Genomic DNA, 15,394 nt, shown 5'->3' on the forward strand with positions numbered 1-15,394 from the left:
TGCTCTCACGGCGAAAATGGCGGTTGATATCTGGTGGCTGGGTCATGGCGGCTTGCAGGGAATTGGGATACACCGTTGCCGGCCAGCGTCAAGAGCCCGGGCAGCGATCCTCAACCGGCCATTGTTTGGCTTTCGCGCCAATCCTGCTAACGATTAGCGCAAACAAAAGTGCCAAGCATCAAGAACGTGTTATCGCCCAACGCAGCCTGTGGAAACTCAGCCCGCCGCCGACTTATCCCCAATTGCCGCACGCGTAGCCGCCGCCTGCAGTTGCAGCCAGGCGCAAAAGGCGGTGACCTCGGGGCGCTGCTGGCTGCGTGGGCCGACCAGCAGCCAGTAGGCCAGGGGTGAGTCCATGCGGAACTCGGGCAGTACTTCGACCAGGTCGCCACTGGCGAGTGAATCCGCCACCAAGGGCATGCGCGCCAAAGCCAGGCCTTGGCCGGTGAGCGCGGCCTGCGCGATCTGGTGCGCGTAGTTCAGGAACAGCCAGCGCTTGGGCTGCAGGTTGCCGCAGCCGTGCAGATCGAGCCAGCGCTCCCAGGTGAGCCAGTCGAGGTGTTGCAGGCGGTGGGCGTCGCCCGCTTCGATCAAGGTGTGGCGCGCCACGTCGGCCGGCTGGGTGATGGCGGGGTGGCTTTTGAGCAGCCAGGGGCTGGCGACCACGGCCAATTGCTCCCCAAACAGGCGCTGCGCGCCCCGGGCGGCGTGCTGCGGCAAGCTGTAGCGCAAGGCCAGGTCAACGTCGGAGGTTTCCAGATCGAGCACGTTGTCGGTGGCATCGATACGAATATCTATCTCCGGGTTGTCGCGCTGGAAGGCTTCCATGCGCGGAATCAGCCACATCGACGCAAAGCTGGCCCAGGTGGTGATGGCCACGCTTTTGCGGCCGCTGGTTTGGCGGATCAGCCGCACCGAGGCGTCGATGCGCTCCAGTGCCGGGGTGACGGCACGCTGCAACTGGGCGCCAGCGCTGGTCAGCTCCACAGCGCGGGTGTGGCGCAGAAAAAGCGCTACGCCCACTTCGTCTTCCAGCGATTGAATCTGGCGGCTGACGGCCGATTGCGTCAGCGCCAGCTCTTCGGCCGCTGCACGGAAGTTGAGGTAGCGCGCCACCGCCAGGAATGCACGCAGATGGCCGACGGCGATCGGGCGGGTGCGAAGCAGCGAAGGCGGCAAGGCGTCAACAGACATGGCGGGTAGGCAGTGGCGGCAAAGGGCGGGCGCCGCAGCACTGGCTGCACCCGGCGATCTGCCATTGTCAGGCTTTCTGCCGCACGGCAGCGTTTGCCGGCCTGCCAGCGCTGTCGCCCGCGCCCCTGTGTGGCAGGAAGCACACAAGCGGCACGGCGCCAGCGCAGCCAACGGCACCTGGCAAGCTCCTGTTTTGATAGCTGCCGGTGCATAGCCAGCTTATTTTTGCCTAAAAATTCAGCAAAACCTAGGGTAAACCATTAATGCACAAGCAGCATTGATGACCCGGCTTTTATTCATTGGACGCGAACTGGGCTACGTAGGAAGATACGTGCATCGGGTTAACCCTAGGCTGCAACCAGCAGCCACTGGACACCCAGCAAAAGGAAAAAACACCATGGCCATGTCTGCATCTCACGTTCTGTCCGCTGGCACCGTCGCTGCTGGCGCTCTGCGCTCCTCCGGCCGCGCTGCATCGGCTGCCGCCGAGATGCGCAGCCTGGCCGCCGGCCAAGCCCTGAGCTTTGTGCCCAAGCGCGATACCGTGCTGCGCGTCTCGCAAGGCGCTGCCTGGGTGACGCTGGGCGTTGGCATGAGCAATGAAGGCACGCTGCGCGCTGGCGACCAGATCGTGCACGCCGGCCACACCATGCAGCTCAAAGCCGGCCAGTCGGTGGTGATCGAGAGCAAGAGCAAAGAGCCGCTGGTCTACCACTTCCCCAAGGATCAGAACGGTCAGCCCAACCTGCAAGAGCAACCCGCCAAGTGGTTCAGCCGCTTCCAGTGGGGCAAGACCGACGGCAGCATGCTCTACAACATCTGAGCGCGCCACACCCACCGGAAACCACCCGCAACAGCCTGCACAAGCCCGCCTTGTGCAGGCTGTTTTGTTTGTGCCACTCGGACATGGGCGGGAGCGCGATAATCGACCGGTTTTTGTTTTTCGCCGCAATGCCGGGCATTGCGTTCAGGACCTCTTTTGATGACAGCACTTCTCGACCTCATCGTCATGGCCGCCGGCAAAGGCACGCGCATGAAAAGCCGCCACCCCAAGGTTTTGCAGAAGCTGGCTGGCCGGCCGCTGCTGCAGCATGTGCTGGACCAGGCCGCGCAGCTGCAAGCGCGCTCTGCTGTCGTGGTGACCGGCCACGGCGCTGCCGAAGTGGAGGCAGCCATTGCCGCCGCCAATGAGCAGGCCGGCGTCGCCCTGAAGTTTGTGCGCCAGGAGCCCCAACTGGGCACCGGCCACGCCGTGCAGCAAGCCGTGCCAGCGCTGGCCGGCGATGGCATGGCCATCGTGCTTTCGGGCGATGTGCCGCTCACCCAGGCCAACACCTTGCAAGCGCTGCTGGACGCAGCAGGCAACGACAAAATGGCCTTGCTGACCGTGACCATGCCCGACCCTACCGGCTACGGCCGCATTGTGCGCAACGACACTGGCACGGTGGAGCGCATCGTCGAGCAAAAGGACGCCAACGAGGCCGAGCGCGCCATCACCGAAATCTACAGCGGCATCATGGCCGTGCCGGTGCAGCACCTGACCGGCTGGCTCGCCCGCCTGAACAACAACAATGCCCAAGGCGAGTATTACCTGACCGACATCGTCGCCATGGCCGTGGCCGATGGCGTGCCCGTGGTGGGCCACCGCATCAGCGATGTGCTGCAGGTCGCCGGCGTGAACAGCCCCTTGCAACTGGCCGAACTGGAGCGCGCCCACCAGCTGCGCCAGGCGCGCCAGCTGATGGAGCAAGGCGTGCGCCTGGCCGATCCGGCGCGCTTTGACCTGCGCGACGATGTGCGCGGTGGCAAAGCCGATCTGCGTTGCGGCCAGGATGTGGATATCGACGTCGGCTGCATCTTCAGCGGCCAGGTGACGATTGGCGAAGGCGCCCAGATCGGTGCTTACTGCCACATCAGCAATGCCAACATTGCCGCTGGCGCAGTGCTGCAGGCTTTCACCCATATCGACGGCGAAAAGACCGGTGCCAGCGTGGGCGAAGGCGCCTTGATCGGCCCGTTTGCCCGCCTGCGCCCGGGCGCACAACTGGGCCGCGAAGTGCATATCGGCAACTTTGTCGAAGTGAAAAACTCCACCCTGGCCGACGGCGCCAAGGCCAACCACCTGGCCTACCTGGGCGACGCCACCGTGGGCGAGCGCGTGAACTACGGCGCCGGCAGCATCACCGCCAATTACGACGGCGCCAACAAGCACCGCACCGTGATCGAAGCCGATGTGCACATTGGCAGCAACTGCGTACTGGTGGCCCCCGTCACCATCGGCGCCGGCGGCACCGTGGGCGGTGGCTCCACCATCACCAAGAGCACCGAAGCCGGCGCACTGACCGTGGCCCGAGGCAAACCACTGAGCATCGCCAACTGGAAGCGGCCCAGCAAAAAAGCCTGAACTCGCTGCAGCCTGGAGTCAGGTCGGCAAACAAAGCAAAAGCCCCGCTCTGCATCAGCAGTGCGGGGCTTTTTGGACAGGCTCCAGGCGTGATCAGGCCGGCCCAGACTCGGCCGCCAACTCAGCCAGATGCTCGGCACTGATAGGCTGCAGATCCGGCGCTGCCGCCGGCATGCGTGGCGCGCCCTTGGCCTGGTCGAGCGAACTCTCAGCCTGCTTGATCCACTCTTCCACCGACTGGTGGTACTTGGCCAGGCTGGCAATGCCGATGCTGACGCTGATCTGCAGATCGGGCCACTCGCGCAGGCGGCGATTGGACACCTGGTTGTGGATACGATCAGCGATCTTGTTGGCGATATCGAGGTTCACGCCCGAGAGCAGCACGCCGAACGAATCACCACCAAAGCGGCAAGTAGCATCGCCCGGGCGCACACAGTTGCGCAAGGTGTTAGCCACGGCAATGATCACCTCGTCGCCCGCAGTCTCGCCCTTGCGGCTGTTGATATCGCGGAAGTTGTCCACATCCACCACCAGCATGAAAGCCGGAATGTCTTTTTGCTTGGCGTAGTGGAACAGGCGCGCCGCCAGATCGTTCCAGTAAGCGCGGCCAAAAAAGCCGGTCATCGCATCCACGCGGCGCAGCACCGTCAGCATCTGCTCCTTGTGGGCCAAGGTTTGCAGCAGGCGGCCGGTGGTCAGACCTTGCGCTGCCAGGTACAAGGCCAGGCCCAGCAAGCTGCCCAGAATGGCGGCGATGCCGGTGGCTTGCTGGATACCGAACGATGTCAGCAAACCGCAGACCGCCAGGCCTGCAATCGCTCCGGCCAACACCAGCACCACATGGCGGGCGCTTTGCATGGCATAGGTGCTGTGCACCAGGAACATCAGCATCACGGCGCTGGCCAGCAGGTTGAAATGCGTCAGCGCCACCCACAGGCCGACGACGATGCCGTCAACAAAGGCCAGAATCACATCGTTGCTGTCCGACTGGGCGCTGCGCTGCGACATCCACTGCGCCAGCCCCGGCCACAGCAAGGCCGGCACCAGCAACACCAGCCAGTAAGGCCAGCCCGCATCCAACTGCCACAAAGCACCGGCTGCTGCCAATGCGCAAGCAACCATCAACACGATGCGCCCTGCTTGGCCGCGCTGTTGTGTGCTGTCGATCTTGATTTGCTCCATACCAACCCTCTCTTTCTCCACAACTTGCCTGCACGCATGGATACCGGAATCTGCTCACACGCCAGTTACCAATTGATACCCATGTAGCAAGTATGAAGCTTCGCTATCAGATCAGCAAGCGTGTTTTTGATTGTTACACGCAGTGGTCGACAGGCGGTGTGGGCCACACGGTAAGTGGTCAAACACCTACTAGCTCTTCCTGTGCAGACGCCAGCCAGTTAGCGCCTGCACGCGCAAGTTTGACGGCATGCTCAAAACCGGTAGCCACCCTCTGGCACCCCTTGCACGCCTTCGAGAGCCAAAGATTAGCCTTTAAAAATCAAAAGATTAGCCACCTCAGCAGGTAAGCTGTTTTGCAGCCGTTCGCAGCAATGTGCGCGCAGCCGGCTCCTCAACCCGGCCTGACTTTTGTTTGCATTGGCTGTAGCAGCCATACAGCATGTAGATCAATTGGCTCATATTCACAATGAATAGTGCTCATAGACACAGCGCTATTGCAGCGGCAGATGCGGCCCTTTCTGCAAAGGAATACGTGTTACAAATTTGCTGCGTTTGGTGGCGAAATAGGCTTTGACATTGCGTACATTGGCCTGCGCCGTGAACAGCTTTTGCGCCAGCGCCAAATAGCCCGGCATATCGTGCGCATACACCACCAATACGAAATCCGGCCCGGGGCTCACGCGCCAGCATTGCTGCACCTGCTCGCTGCCCAGCACCTGCGCCTCGAACGCATCCAGCGCTTCGGCGCCTTGGCGCTCCAGGCTCACCTCCACCAAGGCAAACAGGCCAAACCCCTGCACACGGGCCAAGGCATCGCTGGAGAGCAAAGCCACCTGCGCCTCGATCACGCCCAGCTCGCGCAAGCGCTTGACGCGGCGCAAACAGGTAGGCGGCGAGACATGCACCTTGTCTGCCAGCGCCTGGTTGCTGATGGCGGCATCGTGCTGCAGGGCATCGAGCAACTGCAGATCGATGATGTCCAGCTCTAATTCGTTCAAATTTTCTTCCATTTTGAAATAATATTTCTAAAGCTTGAATTGAAGAAATATTATTTCAAATACTTGCAAAAATAGAAGATAAATTTTTCATCACCCTGCCTACACTGCAAGCCATCGTTGAACGGAGAACAAACTATGTGCGGCATTGTTGGCGCTGTATCCACTCGCAATATCGTCCCGGTGCTGGTGCAAGGCCTGCAGCGCCTGGAATACCGCGGCTACGACTCGTGCGGCGTGGCCGTCCATGACGCCAGCCTCGAAGGCAACCAGGGCAGCGGCCTGCACCGCGCCCGCAGCACGGCCCGCGTCTCCGAGCTGATGGAGCAAGTGAGCAAAGAACACCTGCAAGGAGCCACCGGCATTGCCCACACCCGCTGGGCCACGCACGGCGCACCCGCAGTGCACAACGCCCACCCGCATTTCAGCGCCGGCCCCGGTGCTGCGGATGCGCAAGCGGTAGGCCGCGTGGCCCTGGTGCACAACGGCATCATCGAAAACCACGAACAACTGCGTGCCGCCCTGCAAGCCAAGGGCTACCATTTTCTGAGCCAGACCGACACCGAAGTCATCGCCCACCTGGTAGACAGCTATTACAACGGCGACCTGTTCGAGGCCGTGCAACAAGCCACCAAAGAACTGCGTGGCGCTTACGCCATTGCCGTGATGCACAAGGACGAACCGCACCGCGTGGTGGGCGCACGCGCTGGCTCGCCGCTCATTCTGGGTGTGGGCAAAAACGAAAACTTTCTGGCCAGCGACGCCATGGCCTTGGCCGGCGTCACCGACCAGATCGTCTACCTGGCCGAAGGCGACATGGTCGACCTGCAAATTGGCCGTTACTGGATCGTGGACCACAGCGGCAAACCCATGGACGCCAGCACGCGCCCGGTCAAAACCGTGCACGCGCACAGCGGCGCGGTAGAGCTGGGCCCGTACCGCCACTACATGCAAAAAGAAATCTTCGAGCAGCCACGCGCCATTGCCGAAACCCTGGAAGGCGTGCACAGCGTGGTGCCCGAGTTGTTTGACGGCGCCGATGGCACGGCCGCCTGGCGCGTGTTCAAAGAGATCGACAACGTACTCATCCTCGCTTGCGGCACCAGCTACTACAGCGGCTGCGCAGCCAAGTACTGGATCGAAGGCCTGGCCGGCATCCCCTGCAACGTGGAAGTGGCCAGCGAATACCGCTACCGCAAAAGCGTGCCCAACCCCAAGACCCTGGTGGTCACCATCAGCCAATCGGGCGAAACCGCCGATACGCTGGCCGCACTGCGCCACGCGCAAGGCCTGGGCATGACCAACACCTTGACCATCTGCAACGTGGCCACCAGCGCCATGGTGCGCGAATGCAAGCTGGCCTACATCACCCGCGCTGGCGTGGAAATTGGCGTTGCGTCCACCAAGGCCTTCACCACGCAACTGGCCGGCCTCTTCCTGCTGACGCTGGCACTGGGCCAAAGCAAGGGCCACATCAGCGAAACCCAGTCCGACCAGTACCTGGAGCAGATGCGCCACCTGCCCGTGGCCCTGCAAGCCGTGCTGGCTCTGGAGCCGCAAGTGGTGAGCTGGGCCGAAGACTTTGCCCGCAAGCAAAACGCCCTCTTCCTGGGCCGCGGCATCCACTACCCGATTGCGCTGGAAGGCGCACTCAAGCTCAAGGAAATCAGCTACATCCACGCCGAAGCCTACCCTGCTGGCGAGCTCAAGCACGGCCCACTCGCCCTGGTGGACAGCGAAATGCCCATCGTTACCGTGGCACCCAACGATGAGCTTCTGGAAAAGCTGAAAAGCAATATGCAGGAAGTGCGCGCCCGTGGCGGCGTGCTCTACGTGCTGGCCGATGCGCGCACCGACATCGAGAACGCCGACGGCATCCACGTCATCCGCATGCCCGAGCACTACGGCGCCCTCAGCCCCATCCTGCACGTGGTGCCGCTGCAACTGCTGAGCTACCACACCGCCGTAGCGCGCGGCACCGACGTAGACAAGCCACGCAACCTGGCGAAGAGTGTGACGGTGGAGTGATGGGGTGGATTGCGCAGTGCTGGTGAGACGTATGGACCTCGACATTCGTAAAGCATCCATAAGTGACAGCACAGCCATCGCGACAATCCACCGCGAAGCCTTTGCTCGGCAGCAAAACTCTGAGCTATGGGTTTCTTCAACCTTGGCGGCTGAGCCTCGCTTCAATTGCTATGTAGTGCAGGTTGAAACAGAGATCGCAGGGTACATTTTCTGGGCACAGAAGTCAGGATTCCGTCCAGAAGTCGTGCTGGAGTTGGATCAGATCGCGATGCTGAAGCGGCATCAAGGCATGGGCTATGCCGAGAGATTGATACGCGAGTCGCTGCGATTGGTGGAGCACCAATTGGCCGGGTCGGGACAAGCTATCAAAGCTGTCCTGGTCTCAACGAGGGCTGATAGCCTGGCCCGGCGCCTTTACACTAAGACGTTGGGTGTAAAGATGGTGGCTCAAATCGATGATCTCTACTCTACTTCTGAGGTCATCATGATTTCGAAATAGTGGGCGACGCTCGCTAACTACCAACGACCTGCAGAAGCGGCGACTCACCGCAAGTCGCTCGGACGAGACCAGCACCAGCAGCCGTAAGCCTATGTTTACTTGAAAAAATATCGCTTAGCTACTATTCCAAAAACTGGTGCTACTTCCGCTTTTTTGGGAACTTGTCTTGAATTTTCTTTATACAACAGCACCCAAAAATCGTGCACTCACAGGTGGTTGGAGAAATTCCAAACTACCCCAATGAAAGACATATGGCTGCGGATGCCTTCTGCAGTCTGCTCAGCAGGCGAGCATCTAAACTGGTGTCAAAACGCTGAACGCTGCCAACGAGTGCCAGCGCAGCAACACAATCACCTTCGGCATTGAAAATCGGAACAGCTACTGCACCGAGCCCAGGCTCCAACTCGCCTTGCGAACGATAAAAACCATCTTTGCGGATTTGCGTCAGCACGCTTAAAAATTCCTGCCAAGTATTTCCCATGCCGTGGATACCAATATCCTTGGCGTAGGTTTCATAAATCTTCTTGAGAGAGTTGCGCGGCAGGTGGGCCAGCAGCACTTTAGGGGACGCAGCAAGGAACAAGGGACGGGGCCGCCCGCGCCCATAAGAAAGTTGAAGATTTTTTTCCGCGTTGACGCGATGGACGTCGATGACCCGCGGCCCGGGGAACATGACGCTGAGTGCTGCGTCAAACTTGGTTTGAGCCGCCAGTTCTCGCATAACCGGATCGGCAGCGGACAACACCGGGTCGGTTTGTCGCAACTGATAGTCCAGCGCGATGATGCGTCCGCCAAGGGAGTAGCGCCCTGCCGAAACTTTTTGCAACAACCCCGCCTCAACCAATTCCTTCACATAGCGATAACCCGTGGGGCGGGAATAGCCCAAAACCGCGTTGATGTTGTCCGGTTGCCAGATCGGATTTTCCTCGGTGAATAGATCGAGGATGGCAAAAACCCGGCCAGGGCTACTCATATTGAATTTACAGTGATGAACATGAAAGTCAGCATCATAGCGGCTGGTGGCTGGAACGTTGCCTACTCCATTGATTGAAACACTGATGTAGACGCAAACCCTGTCACTCATTCCAACACGAAGCCTCTAGCAGCTATAGGCTGAAAGTGCTGTGCGGAGCGCTTAGGTCATAGATACCACCGACGGAAATCTGTCAGGACAAGTGGCCAGATCGGACTGAAGCCAGCAACGAGTTTCGAACGAATGTGCAGCGCACCGCTCTGCGCGCGATTGCGATACCCGCAAACACTTTTCGCGATGCATCGTATTAACAGGCCGACCGACCACTCATTTTTACACCCGTGTGCTGTGCCATCTCCGCACTCCACACTGACTGTGGTCTGATGCCCAGCAACGTGCGAGCATGCAATTCTAGGTGCTCCATCAACATGCTTCTTTCCTTCAGTTCCATCGAGCGCGCATAGATTGTGAAACGCTCCAAGGCAAATCGAAATAGAGCGCTAGCCATTGCCTTCTGAGACAGGTACATGGATGGAAAGTGCACAAGCGCGCCTCACCGGCCTGATGCAGGAGCTTTCAGCAAGCAGAGTTCGTCCAGCTCGCACCATTCATCCGAGCTGAGTGTTTTGAGTGAAATCTGAAAGATGAGATTGAAGGGTCGGTCTGTTGGGGTGCGCTGTCGAAAGAACGCTCAGGTGGTGCACTTCCGGATCTCAACTCAGAAACAGGAGGTCCGTCGCGGTGAAATCAAGCAGACTGGTGTATCAGCCTTTGCTAGGTTGCTCTCATACATGCCGAAGTGACCGAACTTGAAGCCATGCTGTTCCTGGGCTTGCAGTGCTATAGGGTTTCTACTTGGATTGACATTGTCTTAAAGCGCTGTTATAAATCTCATTAAATGAGATTTTCAATTTACCCCAAAGAGAATTTGATGAGTCAGGCGAGCTTTAAATGCCGTGGCACTTTGCCTTGTGCCGTATGCGGCCAGCATCGCGAGTGCGCCCCAAAGAGCCGTGCCCCGCGCGTGTCCCCCGGGCGCATCAGCAAGCGGCGTTAGTCAAGCACGCGCTGCGAACGTTCGGCTGCTATCAACCAGATCTCAAGGTCGCAAGTCAGCGTTGCTGCCCCATTCGGTGGCGATGCATTTCGCGGCCAGTCGCCAGTGTTTGCGAAGTCAATCGAAACAGCGGCGAGAAACAGGCGTGCGTTTGTGCACCCTGTCCAGTAAAAAACCCTTTTCTGCTATGCCTATAACTACTACTGCCTTTGAAGCCCCAAGTGTTGACGACGTCTATTGGCGCGAAGAATATGCACAGATCTGCGAGGACGATGCCTTTCTCGCCGAAATAGTGGCGCAAGCCGATCTCCCCTCACTTCTCACTGCGCTCTCGGCCGTCACTGGAGACCTGTCGATGCTGCGTCCGCACTTGCGTGCGCCGTTTCCACTTGTTGATACGGTTGCGCCTGCCCATGGCGGCATGAGCGAAGCTGCCCAAACCGAAGCCCGGGCACTGGCTCTGGTCGCACTTAAGCGAGTGCGCGATGAGAACTTGACTCGGCCACGTCCTCTTGACGATGCCGAGACACGCGTCCTGATCGATTTCCTCACCAACGGGGCCGGAGATGCCGATGCTCAGATCCTCACTCACGAGATGGATCTCGCCCCGAAAAAGCTTGGCGCGCCAGACTGGAAGTTCGACAATGTTGCGGGTGATCGCCAGTTCGAAGTCGCGGTCATCGGCACCGGCATGTCTGGCATTGCCGCGATGTATCGGCTCAAGCAGGCAGGCGTGCCATTTACGGCCTTCGAGAAGAACCCCGACGTTGGCGGCGTGTGGTGGGCGAACACTTACCCGGGTGTGCGACTTGACACACCGACGTTCGGGTACAGCTTTTCATTTGCTCAGCGCACGGATTGGCCGCATGCGTTCGCGACCGGTGGTGAAATCGAAGACTACGCTCGCGAGATCGTTGCACGAGCAGGGCTTCGCGAGCATATTCACTTTGGAGTCGAGGTACTCTCGCTCAATTGGGACGAGGCTTCGGGCACTTGGGATGTGGTGACTCGCACGGGCAACGACGAGCCGGTGCATCGTCGTTTCAATGCCGTGATTTCGGCGGTGGGCCAGCTCGAGCGGCCCAATATCCCTGAAATAGAAGGCCAGGCCGATTTCAAGGGTGTGCGCATGCACTCCGCTCGGTGGAACCACGATGTTGATCTTTGCGGCAAGCGCGTCGCAGTCATCGGTACTGGAGCGAGCGCGTACCAGATCGTCCCGAACATCGTTGATAAGGTTGAGCACCTTGCGGTGTTCCAACGTTCTGGTCCGTGGATGGTTCCAGCCCCGAACTATTACGCTGACACTCCGAGGGCGCTGCAGTGGTTGGCTGAGCATGTCCCATGCTATGGCCAATGGTTTCGGCTTTCAGGCTTCTTCCAGTCAGCGACTGGACGGGTGCACACCGTCGTTACCGATCCGGGTTGGACTCGAGAAGATTCAGTATCTGCAAAGAACCTGGAAGTGCGCGAAACACTGACCGAACTCATTCGTGAACAGTGGAAAAGCCACCCCGAACTCATCGACAAGATCGTGCCGACATACCCGCCCGGGGGCAAGCGAATGCTGCGCGACAACGGCGTGTGGGCCGCCGCGTTGCAGCGGCCAAACTCTGCGCTTGTGACCAGCCCCATTGCCCGATTCACGGAAACTGGCCTGGTGACTGAAGATGGCGTCGAACATCCAGTTGATGTCGTCGTCTACGCAACAGGATTCACCGCTGCCGAGTTCCTCGATCCAATGAAGATTCACGGTGTTTCAGGGCGAACGATCAAGGAGCAATGGCAGGGTGACGCAAAGGCGTGGGGGGGCATCGCCGTGCCTGACTTCCCCAACTTCTTCATGGTGATGGGCCCGAACACGAATTATGTCGTGCACGGTAGCCAGCACTTCATGATGGAGTGCGCAGCGGAGTTCGCTGTTGAAGCGATCCACCAAGTTCTGCGCCGAAGCATCAAAGGCATCGAAGTTAAACAAGGGGTTCTTGATGCCTTTGTCGAGCGCGTCGATGCAGAGAATCAGCGCCGCGCTTGGGGCCGGCCGCAGGTTCGCACCTGGTACAAGAATCGATTCGGTCGAGTCTCTCAGGTGTGGCCATTCAGTCACCGTGAGTACTGGCAGCTCACCCATGACGTCGACTTTGACCGCGACTTCATCGCGCATTGAACTAACAGGCCTTCGGAGCGTAGAAGAATATGGCGTTGGATAGTGCCTCACAGGCCCTTTTGCAGTCCTGGGCCGCAGCGGCGGGAGAGAATGCGACTCCGTTATGGAAGCTCGATGCCGTGCAAGCACGGGCAACTGCCAGACGAAGGGCCCTTCAGCGTGGCCCAGTGCCAGCGATGGCGCGCAGCGAGGATGTTGCGATTCCGGTAAGAGATGGCTCTTCTATCCATGCTCGACTGTTGGTGCCTACGCCGCGACCTCGAGGTGTGTTGGTGTACGTGCATGGCGGCGGCTGGGTGTTAGGCGAACTGTCCGATTTCGAGCCTATCGGACGCAAGCTTGCTGCATGTACGGGTGCGGCGGTATTGCTGGTGGGCTATCGCCTTGCGCCCGAGCATCGCTTTCCAATTCCGCTGCAAGACACGTGGGACGCTTTGCTATGGGCGAATCAGCACAAGTTGGAGATCGCAGGGGATGACGTCCCGCTGGTCATTGCCGGGGACAGCGCTGGCGCCAATCTGGCGGCTGTTGTCGCTCGATGGTCGCGAGAGCAAAACAGCCTAAAGCTGGCGGCGCAAGTGCTGGTGTATCCCGTCACCGATGCGGACTTCACGCGTGCCTCTTATCACGAGCCGGAGAACCAAACCTTCCTTTCAACGCCATCTATGAACTGGTTCTGGGATCAGTATGTGCTCGATCCATCAGAACGCATGCATCCCGATGCATCTCCGCTACTTGCCAAGGACTTGTCGGGCTTGCCTGCGGCATTCGTGGTGACAGGGCAGCACGACATCCTGCGTGACGAAGGTCAGGCTTACGCTGCTGCAATGGCAGATGCTGGCGTGGAAGTGGAGCAGCATGAAATGGCAGGCCAGATGCACGGATTTTTTGCCATGACAGGCATCCTGCCGGCTAGTGATCAGGTGCTGGAAAAGATCAGCGCCTTTCTTGATCGCCAACTACACACATGAAGCCGCTCTATTCAACGGAATGCCGAGCTACCGCTTCAAGTCGCGTCGTCTGTAGGCACTTGTTTGAGCGGCGGCCCGACCTGTTCGGTGGTGCCTGCGCGATCCCGCTCATGCTGATGTGGAGTAATTCGATATCCAGCACAGACCGGCATGAAGACACTCAAGTGATACATGGTGGGCTGCTTGCCCATCGCATCGGCTTCTGACCTCAACAGAGCTACGAACTATTCGTTCCAAAGTCGCGCAAACCTAATCAGCGGGAGTCAGAAACACCTCTATGGCTTCCCCAAAAAGGATGAGGCGATCCGGGATATCTCCATCAGACAAACCTGAGCAAAGCTCTATCGAAAGCAGTATTCATGCATGACATTGCGATCATCGGTCTCGGCCCCACAGGGGTAACTTTGGCAACTCTGCTCGCCCAGCAAGGACTTCGTGTGCTGGCGATCGACCGCGAAGCGGGCATATATCCCCTGCCGCGTGCAGTGCACTTCGATGGTGAGTGCATGCGTGTGTTCCAGAGCATCGGCGTTGCCGATGCCTTGACATCCCAAGTGCGGCCATCGCCGGGCATGAAGTTCATTGACTCCGCAGGGCGACTGTTGATTGACTGGTCTCGCGACCTGGAAGTCGGTCCCATGGGCTGGTATCCCAGCTACCGTTGTCACCAGCCGTGGCTGGAGCAAACGCTGCGGCAAAAGCTGGCCGAGCACGCCAGTGCGGACATTCGCGTGAAGCACGAGTTGCTCGATTGCGCATTAGCGTCTGACGGCGTTGATCTGCGAATCAAGGATCTTTCCACCGGCATGGAGTTACATGAGAAAGCACGCTATGTCGTTGGCTGCGATGGAGCACGATCCATCATTCGCGGACTCATCGGAGCGCGCGTGGATGATTTGCAGCAAAGCGAACAATGGATCGTGGTGGACGTGGTTCTGAATCATGAGCGCTCCGATTTGGGCGACTACAGCATCCAGTATTGCGATCCATCGCGCCCAGGAACTTACGTTCGCGGCGTTGGCATGCGTCGGCGCTGGGAGCTGATGCTGATGCCGGGCGACGATCCGGCGGTCATTACCCAGCCTGAATCCATATGGAAACTGCTTTCACGATGGATTACGCCACAAGAGGCTACTCTGGAGCGCCCCGCGCTCTATACCTTTCGCGCTGTCGTCGCACGCGGATGGCGTAAAGACCGCCTGTTGATGGCGGGCGATGCTGCGCATTTGACGCCGCCGTTCATGGGGCAAGGCATGTGTGCGGGTATCCGCGACGCTTCCAATCTCGCATGGAAATTGGCGGCGGTGATTCGCGGCGAGGCGGACGAAGACTTGTTGAACACTTATGAGTCTGAGCGCGAGCCGCATGTTCGTGAGTTCATCTCAACAGCAGTGCGCCTGGGTCGCGTCATTCAAACCACTGCTCCGGAAGTCTTACTGCGGCGTGACGAGGAGTTTGCGCAAACTGAATTTTTTTCGACCCCGAAGCCGGCACTCGGCCCTGGCGCTCATGTGGGTGGCGTCCTTGGCGGACGCATGATTCCGCAGGCGGTTCGCGCCGACGGATCACGCACCGACGATGACGCTGGCTATGCCTATGCGTTATTTGTGTCTCCCAGCGCGCTAGATGCAGCGAAGTCCATGATCCAGGACCGGTTGCCCATCGTTGCGGCGACTGAGCCAGCGCTGACGAACTGGATGGCTGAGTTCGGGATAGTTGCCGCGCTGGTGCGCCCTGACCGCTACCTCGCTGGTGTTGCTGCAACAGTTAGCGAGCTGGAACAACTGATTCAGTCGCATCACCTGCAAGCGCAGATCGGTGCGTGGGCGTAGTGGGTATGGGCGCTACATCGACTTATGCGCCATTTGATTGATGTCGAAGCTCGATGCCGCCCACCTGACGGGCGGCATCTGTCTGATGGGCA

Annotated in this window: 11 protein-coding genes; 7 read left to right on the forward strand and 4 right to left on the reverse strand. The window is 59.4% G+C overall.

Annotated elements, in window-relative coordinates:
- Positions 1-216: 216 nt before the first annotated feature.
- Positions 217-1,194, reverse strand: a complete 978-nt coding sequence (locus ACFIQF_RS03925; protein WP_393940275.1) for a LysR substrate-binding domain-containing protein — start codon at positions 1,192-1,194, stop codon at positions 217-219.
- 403 nt (positions 1,195-1,597) lie between these two features.
- On the opposite strand from ACFIQF_RS03925, the gene ACFIQF_RS03930 reads away from it, so the two are divergent.
- Positions 1,598-2,017, forward strand: coding sequence for a DUF2917 domain-containing protein (locus ACFIQF_RS03930; RefSeq protein ID WP_393940277.1), 420 nt, complete (start codon positions 1,598-1,600; stop codon positions 2,015-2,017).
- Between the two features lie 159 nt (positions 2,018-2,176).
- Complete coding sequence (glmU, locus tag ACFIQF_RS03935) at positions 2,177-3,598, forward strand: bifunctional UDP-N-acetylglucosamine diphosphorylase/glucosamine-1-phosphate N-acetyltransferase GlmU (RefSeq protein ID WP_393940278.1); 1,422 nt, start codon at positions 2,177-2,179, stop codon at positions 3,596-3,598.
- Between the two features lie 93 nt (positions 3,599-3,691).
- Here glmU and ACFIQF_RS03940 read toward each other — a convergent pair whose 3' ends face one another.
- Positions 3,692-4,780, reverse strand: coding sequence for a sensor domain-containing diguanylate cyclase (locus tag ACFIQF_RS03940; protein WP_393940280.1), 1,089 nt, complete (start codon positions 4,778-4,780; stop codon positions 3,692-3,694).
- A 491-nt stretch (positions 4,781-5,271) separates the two neighbouring features.
- Complete coding sequence (locus ACFIQF_RS03945; protein WP_393940281.1) at positions 5,272-5,778, reverse strand: Lrp/AsnC family transcriptional regulator; 507 nt, start codon at positions 5,776-5,778, stop codon at positions 5,272-5,274.
- A gap of 135 nt (positions 5,779-5,913) precedes the next feature.
- Between ACFIQF_RS03945 and glmS the strand changes: the two genes are divergently transcribed.
- Together glmS and ACFIQF_RS03955 are read left to right on the forward strand one after the other, a co-directional pair.
- On the forward strand, positions 5,914-7,803 hold the full coding sequence (gene glmS, locus ACFIQF_RS03950) for a glutamine--fructose-6-phosphate transaminase (isomerizing) (RefSeq protein WP_393940283.1): 1,890 nt from the start codon (positions 5,914-5,916) through the stop codon (positions 7,801-7,803).
- 31 nt (positions 7,804-7,834) lie between these two features.
- Positions 7,835-8,302 (forward strand): GNAT family N-acetyltransferase, encoded by a 468-nt coding sequence (locus ACFIQF_RS03955; RefSeq protein WP_393940286.1) that lies wholly within the window; start codon positions 7,835-7,837, stop codon positions 8,300-8,302.
- 232 nt (positions 8,303-8,534) lie between these two features.
- On the opposite strand, the gene ACFIQF_RS03960 is transcribed toward ACFIQF_RS03955, so the two are convergent.
- Entirely contained in the window at positions 8,535-9,386 is an 852-nt protein-coding gene (locus tag ACFIQF_RS03960; protein ID WP_393940287.1) for an IclR family transcriptional regulator, read from the reverse strand.
- A 1,097-nt stretch (positions 9,387-10,483) separates the two neighbouring features.
- Between ACFIQF_RS03960 and ACFIQF_RS03965 the strand changes: the two genes are divergently transcribed.
- The 3 genes from ACFIQF_RS03965 (at position 10,484) to mhpA (ending at position 15,302) form a co-directional block, all read left to right on the forward strand.
- Positions 10,484-12,499 (forward strand): flavin-containing monooxygenase, encoded by a 2,016-nt coding sequence (locus ACFIQF_RS03965; RefSeq protein WP_393940289.1) that lies wholly within the window; start codon positions 10,484-10,486, stop codon positions 12,497-12,499.
- A gap of 272 nt (positions 12,500-12,771) precedes the next feature.
- A complete protein-coding gene (locus ACFIQF_RS03970) occupies positions 12,772-13,470 on the forward strand; it encodes an alpha/beta hydrolase (protein WP_393940683.1) in 699 nt (232 codons plus the stop codon).
- 359 nt (positions 13,471-13,829) lie between these two features.
- Positions 13,830-15,302: a bifunctional 3-(3-hydroxy-phenyl)propionate/3-hydroxycinnamic acid hydroxylase MhpA gene (gene mhpA / locus ACFIQF_RS03975; RefSeq protein WP_393940292.1), complete on the forward strand. Its 1,473-nt coding sequence runs from the start codon at positions 13,830-13,832 to the stop codon at positions 15,300-15,302.
- Positions 15,303-15,394 lie beyond the last annotated feature (92 nt).

The organism is Comamonas trifloxystrobinivorans (genome assembly GCF_043359985.1).
GTDB lineage: Bacteria > Pseudomonadota > Gammaproteobacteria > Burkholderiales > Burkholderiaceae_C > Comamonas > Comamonas trifloxystrobinivorans.

Bases quoted from the DNA above. Each gene is read 5' to 3' on its own strand.
- ACFIQF_RS03925 (WP_393940275.1), bottom strand. From the start codon at position 1,194: ATGTCTGTTGACGCCTTGCCGCCTTCGCTGCTTCGCACCCGCCCGATC.
- ACFIQF_RS03930 (WP_393940277.1), top strand. From the start codon at position 1,598: ATGTCTGCATCTCACGTTCTGTCCGCTGGCACCGTCGCTGCTGGCGCT.
- glmU (WP_393940278.1), top strand. From the start codon at position 2,177: ATGACAGCACTTCTCGACCTCATCGTCATGGCCGCCGGCAAAGGCACG.
- ACFIQF_RS03940 (WP_393940280.1), bottom strand. From the start codon at position 4,780: ATGGAGCAAATCAAGATCGACAGCACACAACAGCGCGGCCAAGCAGGG.
- glmS (WP_393940283.1), top strand. From the start codon at position 5,914: ATGTGCGGCATTGTTGGCGCTGTATCCACTCGCAATATCGTCCCGGTG.
- ACFIQF_RS03955 (WP_393940286.1), top strand. From the start codon at position 7,835: ATGGACCTCGACATTCGTAAAGCATCCATAAGTGACAGCACAGCCATC.
- ACFIQF_RS03960 (WP_393940287.1), bottom strand. From the start codon at position 9,386: ATGAGTGACAGGGTTTGCGTCTACATCAGTGTTTCAATCAATGGAGTA.
- mhpA (WP_393940292.1), top strand. From the start codon at position 13,830: ATGCATGACATTGCGATCATCGGTCTCGGCCCCACAGGGGTAACTTTG.